Here is a 13853-nt window from a genome sequence, read left to right on the forward strand (position 1 = left end):
GTTCGTGGGCTTCTCGCTCGCGAACTGCTCGTTCGTCACCTACTCGTTCGTGAGCTCCTCCATCACCGTCGCGCCCAGCTCCCGCACGATGAGCTCGTGGCCGGAGAGGGCCGACTCGTCGAGGTCGGGGTCGTCGTCCTCGGGGATGTCGTCCTCGGGGGCGACCGGGGGCGGTTCCGGGGCCGCCGTCGGCTGGTGGGCCGGGGCGGGGGCGGCCGACGTGGCGGAGGAAGGCCGGGCCTGGGGCGCCGCGGGTGGTGGTGCCGCCGGCTGGGGTGCGGCGGGGCGGTGGCCGGGCCCGGTGCCGGGGCCGCCGTGCCCCGGGGCCCCGCCTCCGCCGTAGCCGCCGCCTCCGGTGCCGCCGTAGCCACTGGCGGCACCGGCTCCGCCTCCGCCGTAGCCCCCTGGGGTTCCGCCGGTCGGTGCGGGGGCCGAGCCGCCCGATGGATCGACGATCGCCTCGATCTTCCACTGCACGTTGAACTGCTCGGCCAGCGCCTGCCGCAGCACGTCCTCGCTGCCGCTGCTCGCGAAGTTGTCACGGGCGCCCGCGTTGACGAAGCCGAGTTGGAGGGTGGTGCCGTCGTAGCCGACGACCTGGGCGTTCTGGCTGAGCAGGATCCAGGTGAAGCGACGGCGGTTCTTGACGGCCTCCAGGATGTTCGGCCAGAGCATGCGGGGATCGAGGCCGCCGGCGGCGGGGGCCGCCGGGGTCTGCGGGGCGACGGGGGGCGGAGCTTGTGGCGTGGCGGCGGGCGGAGCTGGCGGGGCAGCGGGGGGCGGGGTCGGGGATTGCTGTCCACCGCCCGCCGCGGCCGCCGTGGGCCAGCCGCCGGGCCGTCGCCCACCGCCCGCGGGCGCCGCGGCGGGCCAGGCACCCGGGGTGGCGGCGGGGGCGGGCGCGGGGGCCTGGGGGGCGGCCGGTGCGGGGGCGGGCTGGGCCGCGGGCGCGGGCGGCGGAGCCGTTGGAGCCTGCATGGCCGTCGGGGCCGTCGGGCTTGTGGCGGGCGGAGCCGTGGGCATGGCCCCGGGAGGGGTCCCCAGAGGAGCCCCCGGCGGCGTCACCGGAGGGGTTCCCGGCGGCGTCACCGGAGATGCGCCGCCTCCCGGTGTCCGTACGGCCGCGCGGGCCGCGGCGGGGCCACCGCCGGGCAGACCCCCGCCGCCTCCCGTGTGGGCGTCGGGACCGGGGACGTACCCCGCCGCGGGGGCGCCGCCGCCTCCGGAGAAGTTGACGCCGCGCTCCAGGCGGTCGAGGCGGGCCATGACAGAACGCTCGTCCCCGTAGGCCGCGGGCAGCAGCACGCGCGCGCAGATGAGTTCGAGCTGAAGGCGGGGCGAGGTGGCGCCGCGCATCTCGGTCAACCCCTCGTTGACCAGGTCGGCGGCTCGGCTCAGCTCGGCGGCGCCGAAGATGCCGGCCTGGGCCTGCATGCGCTCGATGACATCGGCCGGGGCATCGATGAGCCCCTTCTCCGCGGCGTCCGGCACGGCGGCGAGAATCACCAGGTCACGCAGCCGCTCCAGCAGATCGGCGACGAACCGTCGGGGGTCGTTTCCCCCTTCGATCACCCGGTCCACGACCTCGAAGGCGGCCGCCCCGTCACCGGTGGCGAACGCCTCGACCACGGAGTCCAGCAGCGACCCGTCGGTGTATCCGAGCAGCGAGGTGGCCATGGCGTACGTCACACCGTCAGCGCCCGCGCCCGCGAGCAGCTGGTCCATGACGGACATCGAGTCACGCACGGAACCGGCCCCGGCGCGCACCACGAGCGGGAGCACCCCGTCCTCGACCGGGATGTCCTCCTTCTGGCACACCTCGGCGAGGTAGTCCCGCAGGGTGCCGGGCGGCACCAGCCGGAACGGGTAGTGATGGGTCCGCGACCGGATGGTCCCGATGACCTTCTCGGGCTCGGTGGTGGCGAAGATGAACTTGAGGTGCTCCGGCGGCTCCTCGACGACCTTCAGCAGGGCGTTGAAGCCGGCCGACGTGACCATGTGGGCCTCGTCGATGATGTAGATCTTGTAGCGGCTGCCGGCGGGGCCGAAGAATGCCTTCTCGCGCAGCTCACGGGCGTCGTCCACGCCGCCGTGCGACGCGGCGTCGATCTCGATGACGTCGATGGAACCCGGCCCGTTCCTCGCCAGGTCACGGCAGGACTGGCACTCGCCGCACGGCGTGGGCGTCGGCCCCTGCTCGCAGTTCAGGCAGCGGGCCAGGATGCGCGCGCTCGTCGTCTTGCCACATCCGCGCGGCCCGCTGAACAGGTACGCGTGATTGACCCGGTTGTTCCGCAGCGCCTGCTGCAGCGGGTCGGTGACATGCTCCTGCCCGATGACCTCGGCGAAGGTCTCCGGGCGATAGCGGCGGTAGAGCGCGAGAGACGACACGCCTACGAGGTTATAGGCGCCCACTGACAACGATCCCCGCAGCGGCTCCCCGTCCGGGCACAGCAGCGCCCCCCACGCACCCGTCAGAGCCAACCTACCCTTGCTGCCTTCCGGCCCTGGGGGAGTTCAGTCAGATAGCGCCGCGTGAGGGGCTGCGCCGAGGATACCCGATGTCAGCCCGGGGAACGAGTTCGCGAGCACTCCTCCGGGTCATGTAATGTTTCCGGCGGAGGATTCGCCTAGTGGCCTAGGGCGCACGCTTGGAAAGCGTGTTGGGGGCAACCCCTCACGAGTTCGAATCTCGTATCCTCCGCCAGTGCCTCACCGGGCACGATGTCGAAGGGCCCCACCGTAAGGTGGGGCCCTTCGACGTTGTCCGTCTCACTTTCCGTCTCAGTTGGTCTTCGGCGGCTCCCAGAGAGCGTCGCCGACTTGCTGCGCGACTTTCCGGAGCATCGATCCGGTGACATGCATGTAGCGAGCGCGCATGCGAGCCGCTCCCCCAGGCTCCCAACCCATGATCGCGTCGACCACGACGTCCGGGACGCCGAGGATCAGGAGGACGGTCGCGGCGGTGTGGCGAGCGTCATGGAGGCGGCCGTCTCGTACGCCCGCGTCCTTCAGGAGCCGCTTCCACGTGTGGAAGTCGGTGTTCGGGCTGAACGATCCACCGGTCGGGGAGGCGAAGACGTATCCCTTGCCCTCCCAGCCGGTACCGGCCTCGATCCGTTCCTTCTCCTGCACCTCCTGGTGCTGCCGGAGCAGCTTGATCAACGGATCAGGCAGACCGACCGTGCGACGCCCAGCCCGGGACTTCGTGGACTTGTGCTCTCGGCGGGTCTGCTGCTTCTGGGGGCAGTAGCCGGCCTTCCGGCCGCACGGATTGTCTCCGCAACCGTAGGCGTACTTGGGACGCAGCCGGTTCTTGCGGATGCGGACATACCCAGCGTCCAGGTCGACGTCTTCCCAGTGGAGACCGAGCGCTTCCCCCCTGGCGGAGGCCAAGCGCCAAGGCCACGACCCAGCGGGCGCTGTTGCGGAGCTTGGCGGCCTCGACGAGGACGCTCTGAACCTCTTCGATAGTGAACGGCTCGATGTCTTCTTCTTCGAGTCGCGGAGCCTTGGCAATCTCGGCCACGTTGGTGGCGACGTGCCCACGCCGCTTGGCCTCGCCGAGGGCGACCCGGATCGTCCGGTGAGCGTGGTGGGCAGTGCCGGCGGAGCTCCCGGCGTCCTGCATCCTCCGGTAGAAGCGCTCCAGGTGCTCGGGTTCCAGCTTGTCGAGCTTGTGAGCACCCAGGCCGGGCACCAGGTGTACGCGTACGTCGACCTCGTAGCCGTCGTACGTGTTCTCGGAGACGTAGGGCTTGGCGATGTTCTCGACCCAGTGCTCAAGCCAGGCTTGGACGGTCCAGCTCTGACCGGGCTTCCGGAGCTTCTTCTCGTCCCGGGCCCGCTCCATTTCGCGGACGGCCCTGGTTACCTCGGTCTTTGTCTTGCGCTCGATGTGGCGGCGATCCGGTGTGCCGTCGTCTTTGACGCCAACTGTCACACGGCCGTGCCACTTCCCGTCCTTGCCGAGGTAGATGGACGAGGCCCCGTTGGGCTGACGAGTGCGCTTCTTCTCTGCCATGACATCCTCCTCAGGCCGCTTCGGCGGGATGGCGACGGAGCTTGGAGACGTACGCCGGTAGCGCGTCGGTCGGGACCCGGCGGAGTCTCCCGACCATGACCGACTCGATCTCTCCGGCAACCACGAGCCGGAAGCACGTCGTACGGCCGATCCGGAGCCGCCGTGCCGCCTCCTCGACGGTCAGGAGGACCAAGGACGGGTCGGCGGTCTGCTGGTGGATCGCGGCGGGTCCGAGGTCAGCCACGTGTTGGTTCTCCTTCCGTTCCGGGGGCGGGTTCGAGGGTGCTGGTCAGCCAGGTTTCGGCGGTGCTGAGACCAGTTCCGGCGAAGACCCAGTGGGCGAGGACGAGCGTGGTTTCGCCGTCCTGCGGGGCGGGAGGCGCGGCTTGGGCACGCCGCCATTCGGCGCGCGCGTCACGGAGGGCGCCGAGGGTGGTGGAGTAGCGGCGAGACTTGGTGGAGAAGTGGCCGCGGAAGCCCAGCATGTGGGCCCACGCTCGCAGGCGGAGGTCAGCCAGCTCACGGCGCGCACCGAGGGTCCACGCCGTCCGGATCATCCGCTGGGCATGCTCGGAGATCCGTGCCTGAGCCAGCTCGGCGAGGAAACGGATCGGCCGGTCCAGGGTGCCGGTCGCCGTCTCGGCGCCTTTGGTGGCGTACTTGGCGATGTACGCCGCTACGGCCCGTTCGGTCAGCTCCTGGCCGTCGTCGAAGTCGGCGGAGCGGATCGGGCGGACATCGAGCTGACGGCCGAAGACGAAGCGGTGGGCTCGGCCGTCGATCTCGGGCCCGTCGACGCGCGCGGCAGTGGCGGCGGCCCGGATGGCGTCGGTGAGCAGCTCGGCCGAGGCCCACGTCGGCGGAGCCGTTTCGCCTCCTTCCGGGCCGTCGATGCGGATGACCGCATGGAAGTGGACGGCGCCACGCTTTTGGTACTCGGCCACCTTGGCGAAGGAGATGCGGGCGTGGTGGCGGAAGGCGCGTTGGGTGAGGCCGGCGCGCTTGGCGACTTCCCGGCGGAGGTAGATCGAGAAGCGCCGCCACAGGGCACCGGCGTGTGCGTTCCAGAGCACGGCCGCTTCGTAGTCGTAGGTGTTCGGGTCGAGTGGGGTGCCCAGGGCGAGATCCTGTTCGTCATGCCGGGTACCGCAGCGGCAGTCACGGCCGCTTGTGGGGCGGTTGTGGACCGATCCGAATCCGGGTGCGGTGAACGTCGCGAAGACCCGCGGATGTGTCGCGACCTGGTCCGGGGTGCCCTTGCCGCCGCGCAGGCCGGCGGTGATGAGCTGGTAGGTGTCGCGGCGGTAGGTCTCGGAGCAGGCCGCACAGCGGGTGGCGCGACGGTTGTTGCAGCGCACGAGAAGCTGACCGGCGGGGAGGACTGCGGAGTCGAGGTGGTGCAGGGTGCGGCCGATCTCCCCGGTCGTCTGGTTGACCGCGTACTCCGTTCGGTGGCCGTCGAGGCGGACGGGGTGCGTGCATCCGCCCAGGCCGGAGAGTTGGCGGGCCAGCTCGGGCATGGTGCCTAAGGAGGCCAGCATGGAGAGTTCCGCCAGCGGGGGCGGAGTCTGCCGGGTGATGATGGGACTTCCTTTCGACTGTTTCGGCGGTTGGGAGAGACAGCCCCGGGGCGGCGGGATGCTTGGCGGCGTTGTTGCCGCCCCGGCGGCTGGTCAGCGCCTGTTGGCGCCGCTGACGAGGGAGCGCAGGACCACAGCAGCGACGGCCACCGACATGGCCGTGACAGCGACGGCCGCAAGGAGAGCGGTCAGCACGACGCCGACGACGACCACAGCGACCACCGGGCCCACCCACGGGGCGAGAGACCGGCCCACCGAGGGCATCGGGGCTTGTGTCTGCTGAGGAACGAGGGACGTCGTGGGCAGCGGCGGTACGTCGGGCAGCTTGGGGCGGAACATGGCGGACCTCCTTGTCACTTGTTGGTGCCGTTGACGACGCCGACACCGGAACGGGTGCCGGTCTCGATGGCGGGGGCGAGGAAGGTGTGCGAGAGCCAGAAGCCGAATAGCGCGATCACGACGGCGACCCACAGGCGGATCCCGAGGAACTTGATCGCGGCCCAGGCGACGACGCCGAGAACGAAGACGAGCGGCAGCGAGACGGTCACAGGGCTCTCCTCAGCGGACCGCGCAGCGGTGGGTGCGGGCGGCGAGTTCGGCGGCGGCGCGGCTGTCGTAGTCCGTGGAGAAGCCGCAGCGCGGAGCCGTGCAGGCGGCTGAGTGCTTCTCCCGGCCCCGGCCGTCGTAGTACGTGCCGACCTGGACGGGACCGATGCGGACGACGTTGCGGAAGCGGCGGTTGGCGGACATCAGGCGGCCTCCTTCGAGGCGTTGTGGTCGTCGTGGTGGTTGCACGTGAAGTCGGCGACGCGGTCGACGAGCCAGCGCCGGATCTCCTCGCCCTCGGCGTTGTCGGCGGTGAGGATCACTGGTTCGGCGATGAGCACGGCTTCGGTGAAGCGGTTCTGTCGGGTCAGCTCGGCAGCGCGGTTGAGCACGCGGAGCGTGGACGGACGCAAGGGGGAAATTCCTCCAGGATCAGGTGAGTTGAGTAGCAATCGCTTCGGCGAGCGGCAGCGGGACACCGAGCCGGGCGCGAAGTGTCGAGGTGTCGATGGCGGTTCCGGTCCGCGCCTGGTGCTCGTCGGCGAGCTTGCGACCGAGCGAGACGAGAGCCGGCGGAAGGGAGACTGGAGAGCTCTGAGGCAACTCCACTTCGGATGTGGGCAGTTCAGGAACAGCGGAGGAAGCAGGGGCTGCTTTCTCGTCCACGACCGGCGCCGATTCGGGCGCAGGTGCCCCGTGGGCGAGGAGCGTTCCGCCGAGGAAGGCGACGGCAGGCCACCCGGCGACGAGGATTCGCAGCCAGGCCGGTACCGCGCCCAGGTCGAGCAGACCAGCCGTGGCGACGTTGGCGCCGAGCGACGCGGTCAGCGCGACCAGGAACCAGCACCACCCAGCCGCCTTCATCCCGCCGGAACGCAGCCGTCGCCAGGCCGCCACCAACAGCAGGTCGACGGAGATGGGGTAGGCCCATGCCTTCCAGCCGTTCTGTCCGGCCGCCGCCGCCAAGTCATGAAGGTGGGAGAAGGACAGGGCGGCGGCGATGAGCGCCTGCACGAGCACGGCGTCCAGCCGTACCGGCAGTCGCATCACGCCTCCTCGTCCGGCTTCGGGTCGCCCTCGGCCTGCGAGGCGCCGTACGCCTCCAAAGCGGTGACGTAGTCGGCACATGCGGCAGCCAACTGCCGGGCGAAGGACAGGTGATCAGCGACCGGGACATGGTCGAAGGCGGAAACCAGTAGAGAGTGGTCCGCTCCGTCCAGGGCGAGGATCGGAGCTTGGCGGGTGCCGTACTGGTTGAGGCGGACCCTGGTACCGGCGTCCGCGTAGAAGGACATGGTGGCGGTCACGGGACTTCCTTCTGCGATCCAGGCATGGGTGGGGTAGGGACTTGGCGCGGGTCGGCCGCGCCGGCCGTCGGAGCGGGTTGGGTTACTCGGGGAGCGGTCGAGGAGCCGTCACCGGGCCAAGGCCCTTGGCGGGCACGGGCGGGACGTAGGGCCGGAAGGGCGTCAGCGCAGGGATGTCCGGGGCGAGGTGGGCCGCCTCGCGGCAGGTGGCCGCTGCATCGGCCAGGGACACATACGGCGTACGGATACGGGACCAGCCGCCGGAGGTGTCACCGACGACGGCCAGGCCGGGCAACTCTGGAGCGATGGCGCAGGCTGCGTAGACCGCCTCCGGGGCGATATCGCCGAGCGCCATCTTGGCGGAGGCTTCGTCGTTGACGCGGTGACAGACCCGGCCGGTGAGCTGAGCGCGGAGCATGGTCGCTCCCTTGCCCAGTTCGGCGCCGAAGCGCTGCCCGCACACCTCCAGGTAGATCCCCGCGGCACGGCCGAGTTGGGCGAGCCTGATCAGGTGCGTGACCATCTCGTCGCGCCGCTCCTCCTCCTTCCGCGTGGCGACAAGGAAGAGTTCGGCGACCTCGTCGATGAACAGCACGATGGGAGCCGGGCGTTCATCCTCCGGCAGGCCCCAAATGTCCGACGTGATCAGTTCATCCGGGGTGCCGAAGGCGATGCCCTGCCGCGCCTTGATCAGGTCGTACCGGTCCTCCATTTCCTTGACGAGTACGGGCAGCAGTTCGGCCGCCTGTTCCGGATCGGTGGCGAGTGCGGAGAAGCGGGCGGCGAAGGGCGCCAGTTCGACACCGCGCTTGCAGTCGATGCCGGCCAGGACCACGGGCTGCGCCGCGAGCTTGGCGATGAGGTTGCGCAGGAACATGGACTTGCCCGACAGCGTTGCGCCCAGGACGAGTTCATGCGGAACGGCCTGGTAGTCGCGTACGAACGCGGTCGCGTCCTCCCGCAGCGCCACCGGCACCCGCAGGAACCCGCCGTCGATCCGCTTGGGCATGCGGACCTTGCGCAGCACGTCGAAGCCGACCAGTCGGAGTTCGACGACACCGGGCTTGATGTCCCTCACGTACACGGCGTGTACGCCCCAGGCGTGACGGAGCCGTTCCGCCGAGGCGGCCACGTCCGCCGGTTCCTGGCCCGGAGCCAGCCGGAGCCGGATCCGGAGACCGGTCGAGGTGGGGCGGATCATGCCCCGGCGGGGCGGGACGGGTCGGACCTCACGACGCGTGGTCGCTCTGATGGCCAGCGCCCGCCACCGCGAGGGTTCGACCGTCAGGCCGCAAGCGTCCATGGTCGAGGAGTACGAAGCCAACAGCCGGAGCACCGAGGCCGGTAAGCCGACCGTTGACCAGTACGCCGCCGGGTGGGCCCGCCGGGCATACGCGGCACCGCTTATCGCGGTGAGCGATGCGCCCAGCTCGGCCCACGTCAACAGGTCAGTCATGCCGGTCAGCCCGCCTGAGCCATCGGGAAGACGCCCGGAGCAACGGCGGTGGCCCGATAGGCGATGCCGTGCCGCTGTTGGCCGTTGAACACGCTCTCCCACGGCCGGGCCACCAGGCCTACCAGCGAGACCGGAGCACCGAGGGTCAGCCCCTCGGTGACACCGCTCTCCGGAACGGTGACCTTGACCAGCGCCGATTCGCCGTCCTCGATGTAGACGACGCCGATCGTCATGAGCGGCTCACCGCTGACGGCGTCGGTGGCCCGCTCACCGGTCTGCCGGTCGCGGACCTTGGGTTCCGGAGCCTCGGTCAGCAGGATCGTCGCCGCCGAGGTTTCTACACGGATGACACGCACAGAATTGCTCTCCCTTTTGTTGCGCCGCACACGCGTACGGCCGCATTCAGTGACGAATGACTACGCAACGGGAGGTTGACCTCATACCGGCTGGGCGCGATACGCTCCAGGAGCGTTGATGCCAAAGACGCACCCGGCCTGAGTGGGCTGCCTCCCGCTCAGGCCACATCTGTTTTCTGTGGCCTTTCCGCTTACGCACCGGCGCAGGTCTGCCTTCCTGCTCCGGTCCGTTCGCATGCCCGCACGACCCACTCCGCCGGATGCGAAGGGGTGTGCTGACACCAACCACAGTAACCCGTACCCCAAGTACTGTCTAGTACTTCAAGTACCAGTCCGTACTTCGTGTACGCCCAACTCCGCCGCCAAGGTGCGAAGTTCCTCAGAAGGCGGCTGAGCCATGGTCAGCAGGTCCGCCGCGAGCTGCTTCACCATCGGGAGGGCCCGCACCATCTCGGGCGACAGTTCACGTGCCCTCAGCAGCGCTGAGACCGCGTCAGCGATCTGCCGTCGCTGGGCATAGGCCCTGGCGACGTCGATCTGAAATCGCGTCTGCCGCTCGGCAGACAGCCCCGACTCGTCGACGGCCTGCGCAGCCCGTAGTGCGACTCCGGCATCCCCCAGGTCGACCGCGACGGACACCTCATGCAGACCGACGTTGGTCGGCCCGAACTCGGTGTTGTAGTCGTTGCGACCATCACCGACCTGTTCAGCCATTGCGCGAGCGTCGCGGAGATACCCGTACGCCTCGTCGGCCAGGTTCAACCGAGCGGCGGCGACCGCCCGTTGCAACGTCAGCGCACCACGCAACGCCACTGCCTCGACCTGTCCGGACTCCGCCAGAGGCCGCAGCGCGTCAGCCGCACTCCCTGACACCTGGGCCGCCTGCGCGAAGTGACGGGCACCCAGGAAGACGAGCGACAGCCTGAACTCACCGGCCGCCATCAGCAGTGGATCATTCGCCCGCTCGGCAGCGACCACGGCACGGTCAACCGCGATCCATGCCGCCTCCGGCTCCCCCATGTTCGCGAGGGCGCCGCTGCACGTGTGGTACATGACCGCCAACAGCCGGAACAGTTCAGGACGCTCCGACTCGGGAACCGAGCGGGTGGCCGACTCCAGCCCGGGGACCAGCGCTTCGAGCAACTCGGCCAGGTCGGCGTAGTTGCCCTGATGCGTAAGCGACCAGGCACGGTCGACCTCGGCCCGAAGCGCCGGCACATCGGGGGAACTGTTCTGCGGGCCAAGGACCGCCTTCAAGGAGTGCGCGGCACTCAGCACCATCCGCAGCCGACTCGCCCCGGGCGGCTCGCCCTCTGCCACCGATGCCACGATGGGAGCCTCGGCCGCCAACTCGGCGACTGGGACCTCAAGGACATCGGCGACCTTCTCCAGGACGGTCATCCGGTCAATCCGCCGAACGCCCCGCTCCACCTGGGACACCCAGGCTTCCGAGCGCCCCAGCAGGCCGGCGAACTCCTTCTGCGACAGCCCCCGACGCTTGCGATTGAAGGCGATCTTGCGGCCGAGCGCCTTCTGATACTCAGTGCTCAACGTCCACACCCTTGCCGGACACGAAGTCCAGGCGATCAACCTCCGTGGCCGACAGGTATCGGTCCCGCTCGGAGAGGAAGGCCCGCACGTAGTCCTTGGACTCGTGGTCTTCGAAGGCGTCCTTGTCCCGGTAGAGCTCGTAGAACACGCGCTCCAGCGGACGGCCGTCAACACGGTGCACGGTGTAGATCACCGTGCCGGGTTCGTTCGCACGGATCTGCTCGCCGGTCCGCGCCACCAAGTCATCGAAGCCAGCCGCCGCCGCTTCGTCCCTGCAGGTAAAGCGCACCATCAGTCCGAACATGCGAGGTCCTCTCTCCATGGCATCCAGGTCGGCACCGACCGCACGGCGAACGCTATGCGTCACCTGCCCGCACGAAAAGTACGAACCCGCACTCCAAATACGCGCACATTCGGTACGGTGCTAGTACTAATTGTACGGCTCTGCATGGTTCGTGTCAGCCGGTCAGCAAGGCTGACGCAGAAAATGGCAGGTCACCGCCATGGAGGACGCCTTGCCCACCCACCGACGCACCTTCCGCGGGGATCCTCAGGAGCTCCGCGCCGCACGCAACTGGACCCGTGCCGCGCTGGACGGCCACCCCCACTCAGACGATGCCGCGCTGATCGTGACCGAACTCGGCACGAACGCCTTGATGCACACCGCCAGCGGGGACGTCGCCGGCACCTTCCACGTCACGCTCACCATCTCAGAGCTGGTCACCCTCATCGCGGTGACCGACTCGGGAGACGCAAAGACCGCACCCGAGATCCAGCAGCCACCCGGCAACGCCACCCACGGCAGAGGACTCGGCATCGTCGCCACCCTCGCCGACAACGTGATCGTTCATGGCGACAACTCGGGGCGCACCATCACCGCAGAACTCCGCATCCCGACCAGCCTCCAGAAGTCGGCCCCCTGCTACACGCACCCCGGAGGCCGACAGTGCTGACGGGCAAGCCCCGCCGAGGCTATTGGTGCGAGTGCTGGACCGAAGACCTCACCGACGAGACAGCACCGCCGACGCTCCGAGCTTCCTTCGACGCGTACTCAGCATCACAGGCAGACAGATGGGTCGCGGTCACCATTCGCACGATCTCACCAGCCCTCGACCCGGAAGCCTCCGACGAGGCGTGGGGCTGGCTGTACCAGGGACGCATCGTGACCCGCCAAGCCCTCCTGAACTCTGAGCCGTGCAGAGTCTCCATCAGCAGCGCCGACACGCGCATCACATGGACGATCCGGCCGGTCATCTTCCTGCCGCTCGCCCACCGCCAGGAGACCGAACTCCCAGCCTGCGCATACGACTTCAAGCCCCACATGCCCCAGGCGTCCGACTGAGTTACAACCTTCTTCACGGGTTCAAGGCGGCTCGCTCCGCTCACCGCGCGCGGCCCGGCCCCCGGCCGGGCCTGCGCTCCTGTCTCCGCCCCGCTCCAGCCCGGCCGGCGCCCGTGCCGCGCGCACAGCAATCAGCCTGATGCCAGAGAAGGGGGTACGTCATGGCTGGGGCGGTCGGCTCCACGGCTTTACGGAGCCACTTTGGCGCGAGCCTCGAAGATCATGGCCCCAACGTCGTGCTTTACCGGGCAGGTCCACAGACTGCCCGACGCGCCGCAAGCTTACGGGGCCATGATCACTCGCGCCAAAGCAGCGCCACCCCAAAGCCGCTCCGCCGACCTTTGGGGAACCGCACTCAGGCTCAGTCATCCTGATCTGGAGTAGAGAGCGAGAATTCTCCGATACACCATCTCCGGATAAAATCAAAGAACTCCTGAGTGAACATTTCGCGGTACCTATTCAATGAGGGATCGAAGACACCGACTTTACGAGCCTTTGCGATGCGCGCCAAAAGATCATGAGCGCCCATATATGTGAAATCATCACCACCTTCCTCGTCTTGAGAAGTTCCTATATCGTCAGACTCCATCTCCAACCCAAGCATCCAGCTCAAGACTCGACAAGCAACATTGTTGGCCCCATCTGCAAGCACAGGAGCGTAGGTGATAAAACTCTGCCTCCCTGACATCCATGGGGTAGGGGCGCGGAGTAGAGAATTGACCACCTCGCCCGCGATTCGTCCACTATCTTCATATTTCCAGCGAATTCGCGGATCTGCGAGCTCAGATAGCACATTCTCAATATCGTGGCCAACGCCTCGCGGAGAAAGGTCTTGCTCTGTCATCACAGACGCCCCGTGCCAGCGCACGGCTTGCTCAGCCTCCACCAGACCGAAAAGTACGGCCGCGCCAGCAGCTCGAATGTCTTTCTTCGCATAGTCCACGAGAGGAACCTGAAGAGAATTTCTCCGGTCTTGCTCCGCCCAGAACTTCCTAACCTCAACACTTGCGTAGCCAGGCACAAAATCAGCCATAGAAATGCAAAGCCTTAGGTCATCATAAGCAACGTCACTCGAATTCAACGCCTTCATGAGTTCATCGTTGACTGCATCTCTTGCTTCAGGTGCGCACATACACGCGCCAGCCCAGGCAGCACTAACCACCTCGTTTTGACGCCTTCTGAGCGCCACCGAGGAATCAGACTTTCGACGGTCCTTGCGGAGCTCAACTGTTAGACGCAGAAGGGAGGAAACGATATCGCGCGCGACAGATGGACGCAGTGTGACAAACTCTAGAAGGCGCGCACAGAAAGAGATTAGGGCCGACTTCTGTTTGGCCTCGGACACGCTCTGTGCTTTGCCCAGGGCAAGACTTACGAAGCCATTTGCCGCATCACCCAATCGCTCATCCAGAAATTGAACTGCCAACTGAGCAGTGACATCCCATGACTCATTGACGAGGTGCGGGTGCAGTTCTTCATACAACGAACCCACGTCAGCACTGTCCCGAACAAGCTGTCTGGCAGAGAAATACTCCAGAAAAGTCCGGTGAGTGAAAGAGTAAATCCTCTCGCCCGCCGGGTTAGTTCCGACGTCAGTGAGCTGTTGCCAGCAACGAGCCGTGGCGGTGCGTGAGTAGGGCGAGCGAGGCCGCGTGCGGACAGCAGCAAAGCCCCTGGTAGGAACAAGTCGA

At 67.9% G+C, this 13853-nt stretch carries 16 protein-coding genes, 1 tRNA gene, 1 other RNA gene and 1 pseudogene; 3 read left to right on the forward strand and 16 right to left on the reverse strand.

Features of this window, described 5'->3' with window-relative positions:
* Positions 1-39: 39 nt before the first annotated feature.
* Together ACWEKM_RS08740 and ffs are read right to left on the reverse strand one after the other, a co-directional pair.
* Positions 40-2391, reverse strand: coding sequence for a DNA polymerase III subunit gamma and tau (locus ACWEKM_RS08740; protein ID WP_451620437.1), 2352 nt, complete (start codon positions 2389-2391; stop codon positions 40-42).
* Between the two features lie 58 nt (positions 2392-2449).
* Positions 2450-2548: signal recognition particle sRNA small type (gene ffs, locus ACWEKM_RS08745), an RNA gene on the reverse strand.
* Positions 2549-2619: 71 nt separating this feature from the next.
* Here ffs and ACWEKM_RS08750 point away from each other — a divergent pair.
* A tRNA-Ser gene (locus tag ACWEKM_RS08750) sits at positions 2620-2707 on the forward strand.
* Between the two features lie 77 nt (positions 2708-2784).
* On the opposite strand, the pseudogene ACWEKM_RS08755 reads toward ACWEKM_RS08750, so the two are convergent.
* From ACWEKM_RS08755 to ACWEKM_RS08815, 13 genes and pseudogenes are all read right to left on the reverse strand, one after another.
* Positions 2785-4024, reverse strand: a pseudogene (locus tag ACWEKM_RS08755) (tyrosine-type recombinase/integrase).
* Positions 4025-4034: 10 nt separating this feature from the next.
* Positions 4035-4268 carry an excisionase family DNA-binding protein gene (locus ACWEKM_RS08760; RefSeq protein ID WP_451620438.1) on the reverse strand — a complete coding sequence of 78 codons (234 nt, stop codon included), beginning with the start codon at positions 4266-4268 and terminating at the stop codon, positions 4035-4037.
* Positions 4261-5565 carry a replication initiator gene (locus ACWEKM_RS08765; RefSeq protein WP_451620439.1) on the reverse strand — a complete coding sequence of 435 codons (1305 nt, stop codon included), beginning with the start codon at positions 5563-5565 and terminating at the stop codon, positions 4261-4263. Before ACWEKM_RS08765 ends, ACWEKM_RS08760 begins: the two co-directional genes overlap by 8 nt.
* 132 nt (positions 5566-5697) lie before the next feature.
* Positions 5698-5943, reverse strand: a complete 246-nt coding sequence (locus ACWEKM_RS08770) for a SpdD protein (protein ID WP_451620440.1) — start codon at positions 5941-5943, stop codon at positions 5698-5700.
* A 14-nt stretch (positions 5944-5957) separates the two neighbouring features.
* Positions 5958-6152, reverse strand: coding sequence for a hypothetical protein (locus tag ACWEKM_RS08775; RefSeq protein WP_451620441.1), 195 nt, complete (start codon positions 6150-6152; stop codon positions 5958-5960).
* A gap of 10 nt (positions 6153-6162) precedes the next feature.
* Entirely contained in the window at positions 6163-6354 is a 192-nt protein-coding gene (locus ACWEKM_RS08780) for a mobile element transfer protein (RefSeq protein ID WP_451620442.1), read from the reverse strand.
* Positions 6354-6563 carry a hypothetical protein gene (locus ACWEKM_RS08785; RefSeq protein WP_451620443.1) on the reverse strand — a complete coding sequence of 70 codons (210 nt, stop codon included), beginning with the start codon at positions 6561-6563 and terminating at the stop codon, positions 6354-6356. The genes ACWEKM_RS08780 and ACWEKM_RS08785 overlap by 1 nt, the downstream gene beginning before the upstream one ends.
* A gap of 19 nt (positions 6564-6582) precedes the next feature.
* Positions 6583-7197 (reverse strand): DUF2637 domain-containing protein, encoded by a 615-nt coding sequence (locus ACWEKM_RS08790; RefSeq protein ID WP_451620444.1) that lies wholly within the window; start codon positions 7195-7197, stop codon positions 6583-6585.
* On the reverse strand, positions 7197-7457 hold the full coding sequence (locus tag ACWEKM_RS08795) for a hypothetical protein (RefSeq protein ID WP_451620445.1): 261 nt from the start codon (positions 7455-7457) through the stop codon (positions 7197-7199). The genes ACWEKM_RS08790 and ACWEKM_RS08795 overlap by 1 nt, the downstream gene beginning before the upstream one ends.
* A gap of 82 nt (positions 7458-7539) precedes the next feature.
* A complete protein-coding gene (locus ACWEKM_RS08800) occupies positions 7540-8913 on the reverse strand; it encodes an FtsK/SpoIIIE domain-containing protein (protein ID WP_451620446.1) in 1374 nt (457 codons plus the stop codon).
* A gap of 5 nt (positions 8914-8918) precedes the next feature.
* Positions 8919-9269, reverse strand: a complete 351-nt coding sequence (locus tag ACWEKM_RS08805) for an SCO3933 family regulatory protein (protein ID WP_451620447.1) — start codon at positions 9267-9269, stop codon at positions 8919-8921.
* Positions 9270-9590: 321 nt separating this feature from the next.
* Entirely contained in the window at positions 9591-10829 is a 1239-nt protein-coding gene (locus tag ACWEKM_RS08810) for a helix-turn-helix domain-containing protein (RefSeq protein ID WP_451620448.1), read from the reverse strand.
* Positions 10810-11124: a putative quinol monooxygenase gene (locus ACWEKM_RS08815; RefSeq protein WP_451620449.1), complete on the reverse strand. Its 315-nt coding sequence runs from the start codon at positions 11122-11124 to the stop codon at positions 10810-10812. The genes ACWEKM_RS08810 and ACWEKM_RS08815 overlap by 20 nt, the downstream gene beginning before the upstream one ends.
* Before the next feature lie 199 nt (positions 11125-11323).
* Between ACWEKM_RS08815 and ACWEKM_RS08820 the strand changes: the two genes are divergently transcribed.
* Together ACWEKM_RS08820 and ACWEKM_RS08825 are read left to right on the forward strand one after the other, a co-directional pair.
* Positions 11324-11773, forward strand: coding sequence for an ATP-binding protein (locus ACWEKM_RS08820; protein ID WP_451620450.1), 450 nt, complete (start codon positions 11324-11326; stop codon positions 11771-11773).
* Positions 11767-12162 carry a hypothetical protein gene (locus ACWEKM_RS08825; protein ID WP_451620451.1) on the forward strand — a complete coding sequence of 132 codons (396 nt, stop codon included), beginning with the start codon at positions 11767-11769 and terminating at the stop codon, positions 12160-12162. The genes ACWEKM_RS08820 and ACWEKM_RS08825 overlap by 7 nt, the downstream gene beginning before the upstream one ends.
* Positions 12163-12523: 361 nt before the next feature.
* Here ACWEKM_RS08825 and ACWEKM_RS08830 read toward each other — a convergent pair whose 3' ends face one another.
* Positions 12524-13654, reverse strand: a complete 1131-nt coding sequence (locus ACWEKM_RS08830; RefSeq protein ID WP_451620452.1) for a hypothetical protein — start codon at positions 13652-13654, stop codon at positions 12524-12526.
* Between the last annotated feature and the right edge of the window lie 199 nt (positions 13655-13853).

Source organism: Streptomyces sp. NPDC004752 (assembly GCF_053601275.1).

What these genes read in the sequence shown, in the direction of transcription:
- ACWEKM_RS08765 (WP_451620439.1), bottom strand. Translation starts at nt 5,565, where the DNA reads ATGCTGGCCTCCTTAGGCACCATGCCCGAGCTGGCCCGCCAACTCTCC.
- ACWEKM_RS08770 (WP_451620440.1), bottom strand. Translation starts at nt 5,943, where the DNA reads ATGTTCCGCCCCAAGCTGCCCGACGTACCGCCGCTGCCCACGACGTCC.
- ACWEKM_RS08780 (WP_451620442.1), bottom strand. Translation starts at nt 6,354, where the DNA reads ATGTCCGCCAACCGCCGCTTCCGCAACGTCGTCCGCATCGGTCCCGTC.
- ACWEKM_RS08790 (WP_451620444.1), bottom strand. Translation starts at nt 7,197, where the DNA reads ATGCGACTGCCGGTACGGCTGGACGCCGTGCTCGTGCAGGCGCTCATC.
- ACWEKM_RS08800 (WP_451620446.1), bottom strand. Translation starts at nt 8,913, where the DNA reads ATGACTGACCTGTTGACGTGGGCCGAGCTGGGCGCATCGCTCACCGCG.
- ACWEKM_RS08815 (WP_451620449.1), bottom strand. Translation starts at nt 11,124, where the DNA reads ATGTTCGGACTGATGGTGCGCTTTACCTGCAGGGACGAAGCGGCGGCG.
- ACWEKM_RS08820 (WP_451620450.1), top strand. Translation starts at nt 11,324, where the DNA reads ATGGAGGACGCCTTGCCCACCCACCGACGCACCTTCCGCGGGGATCCT.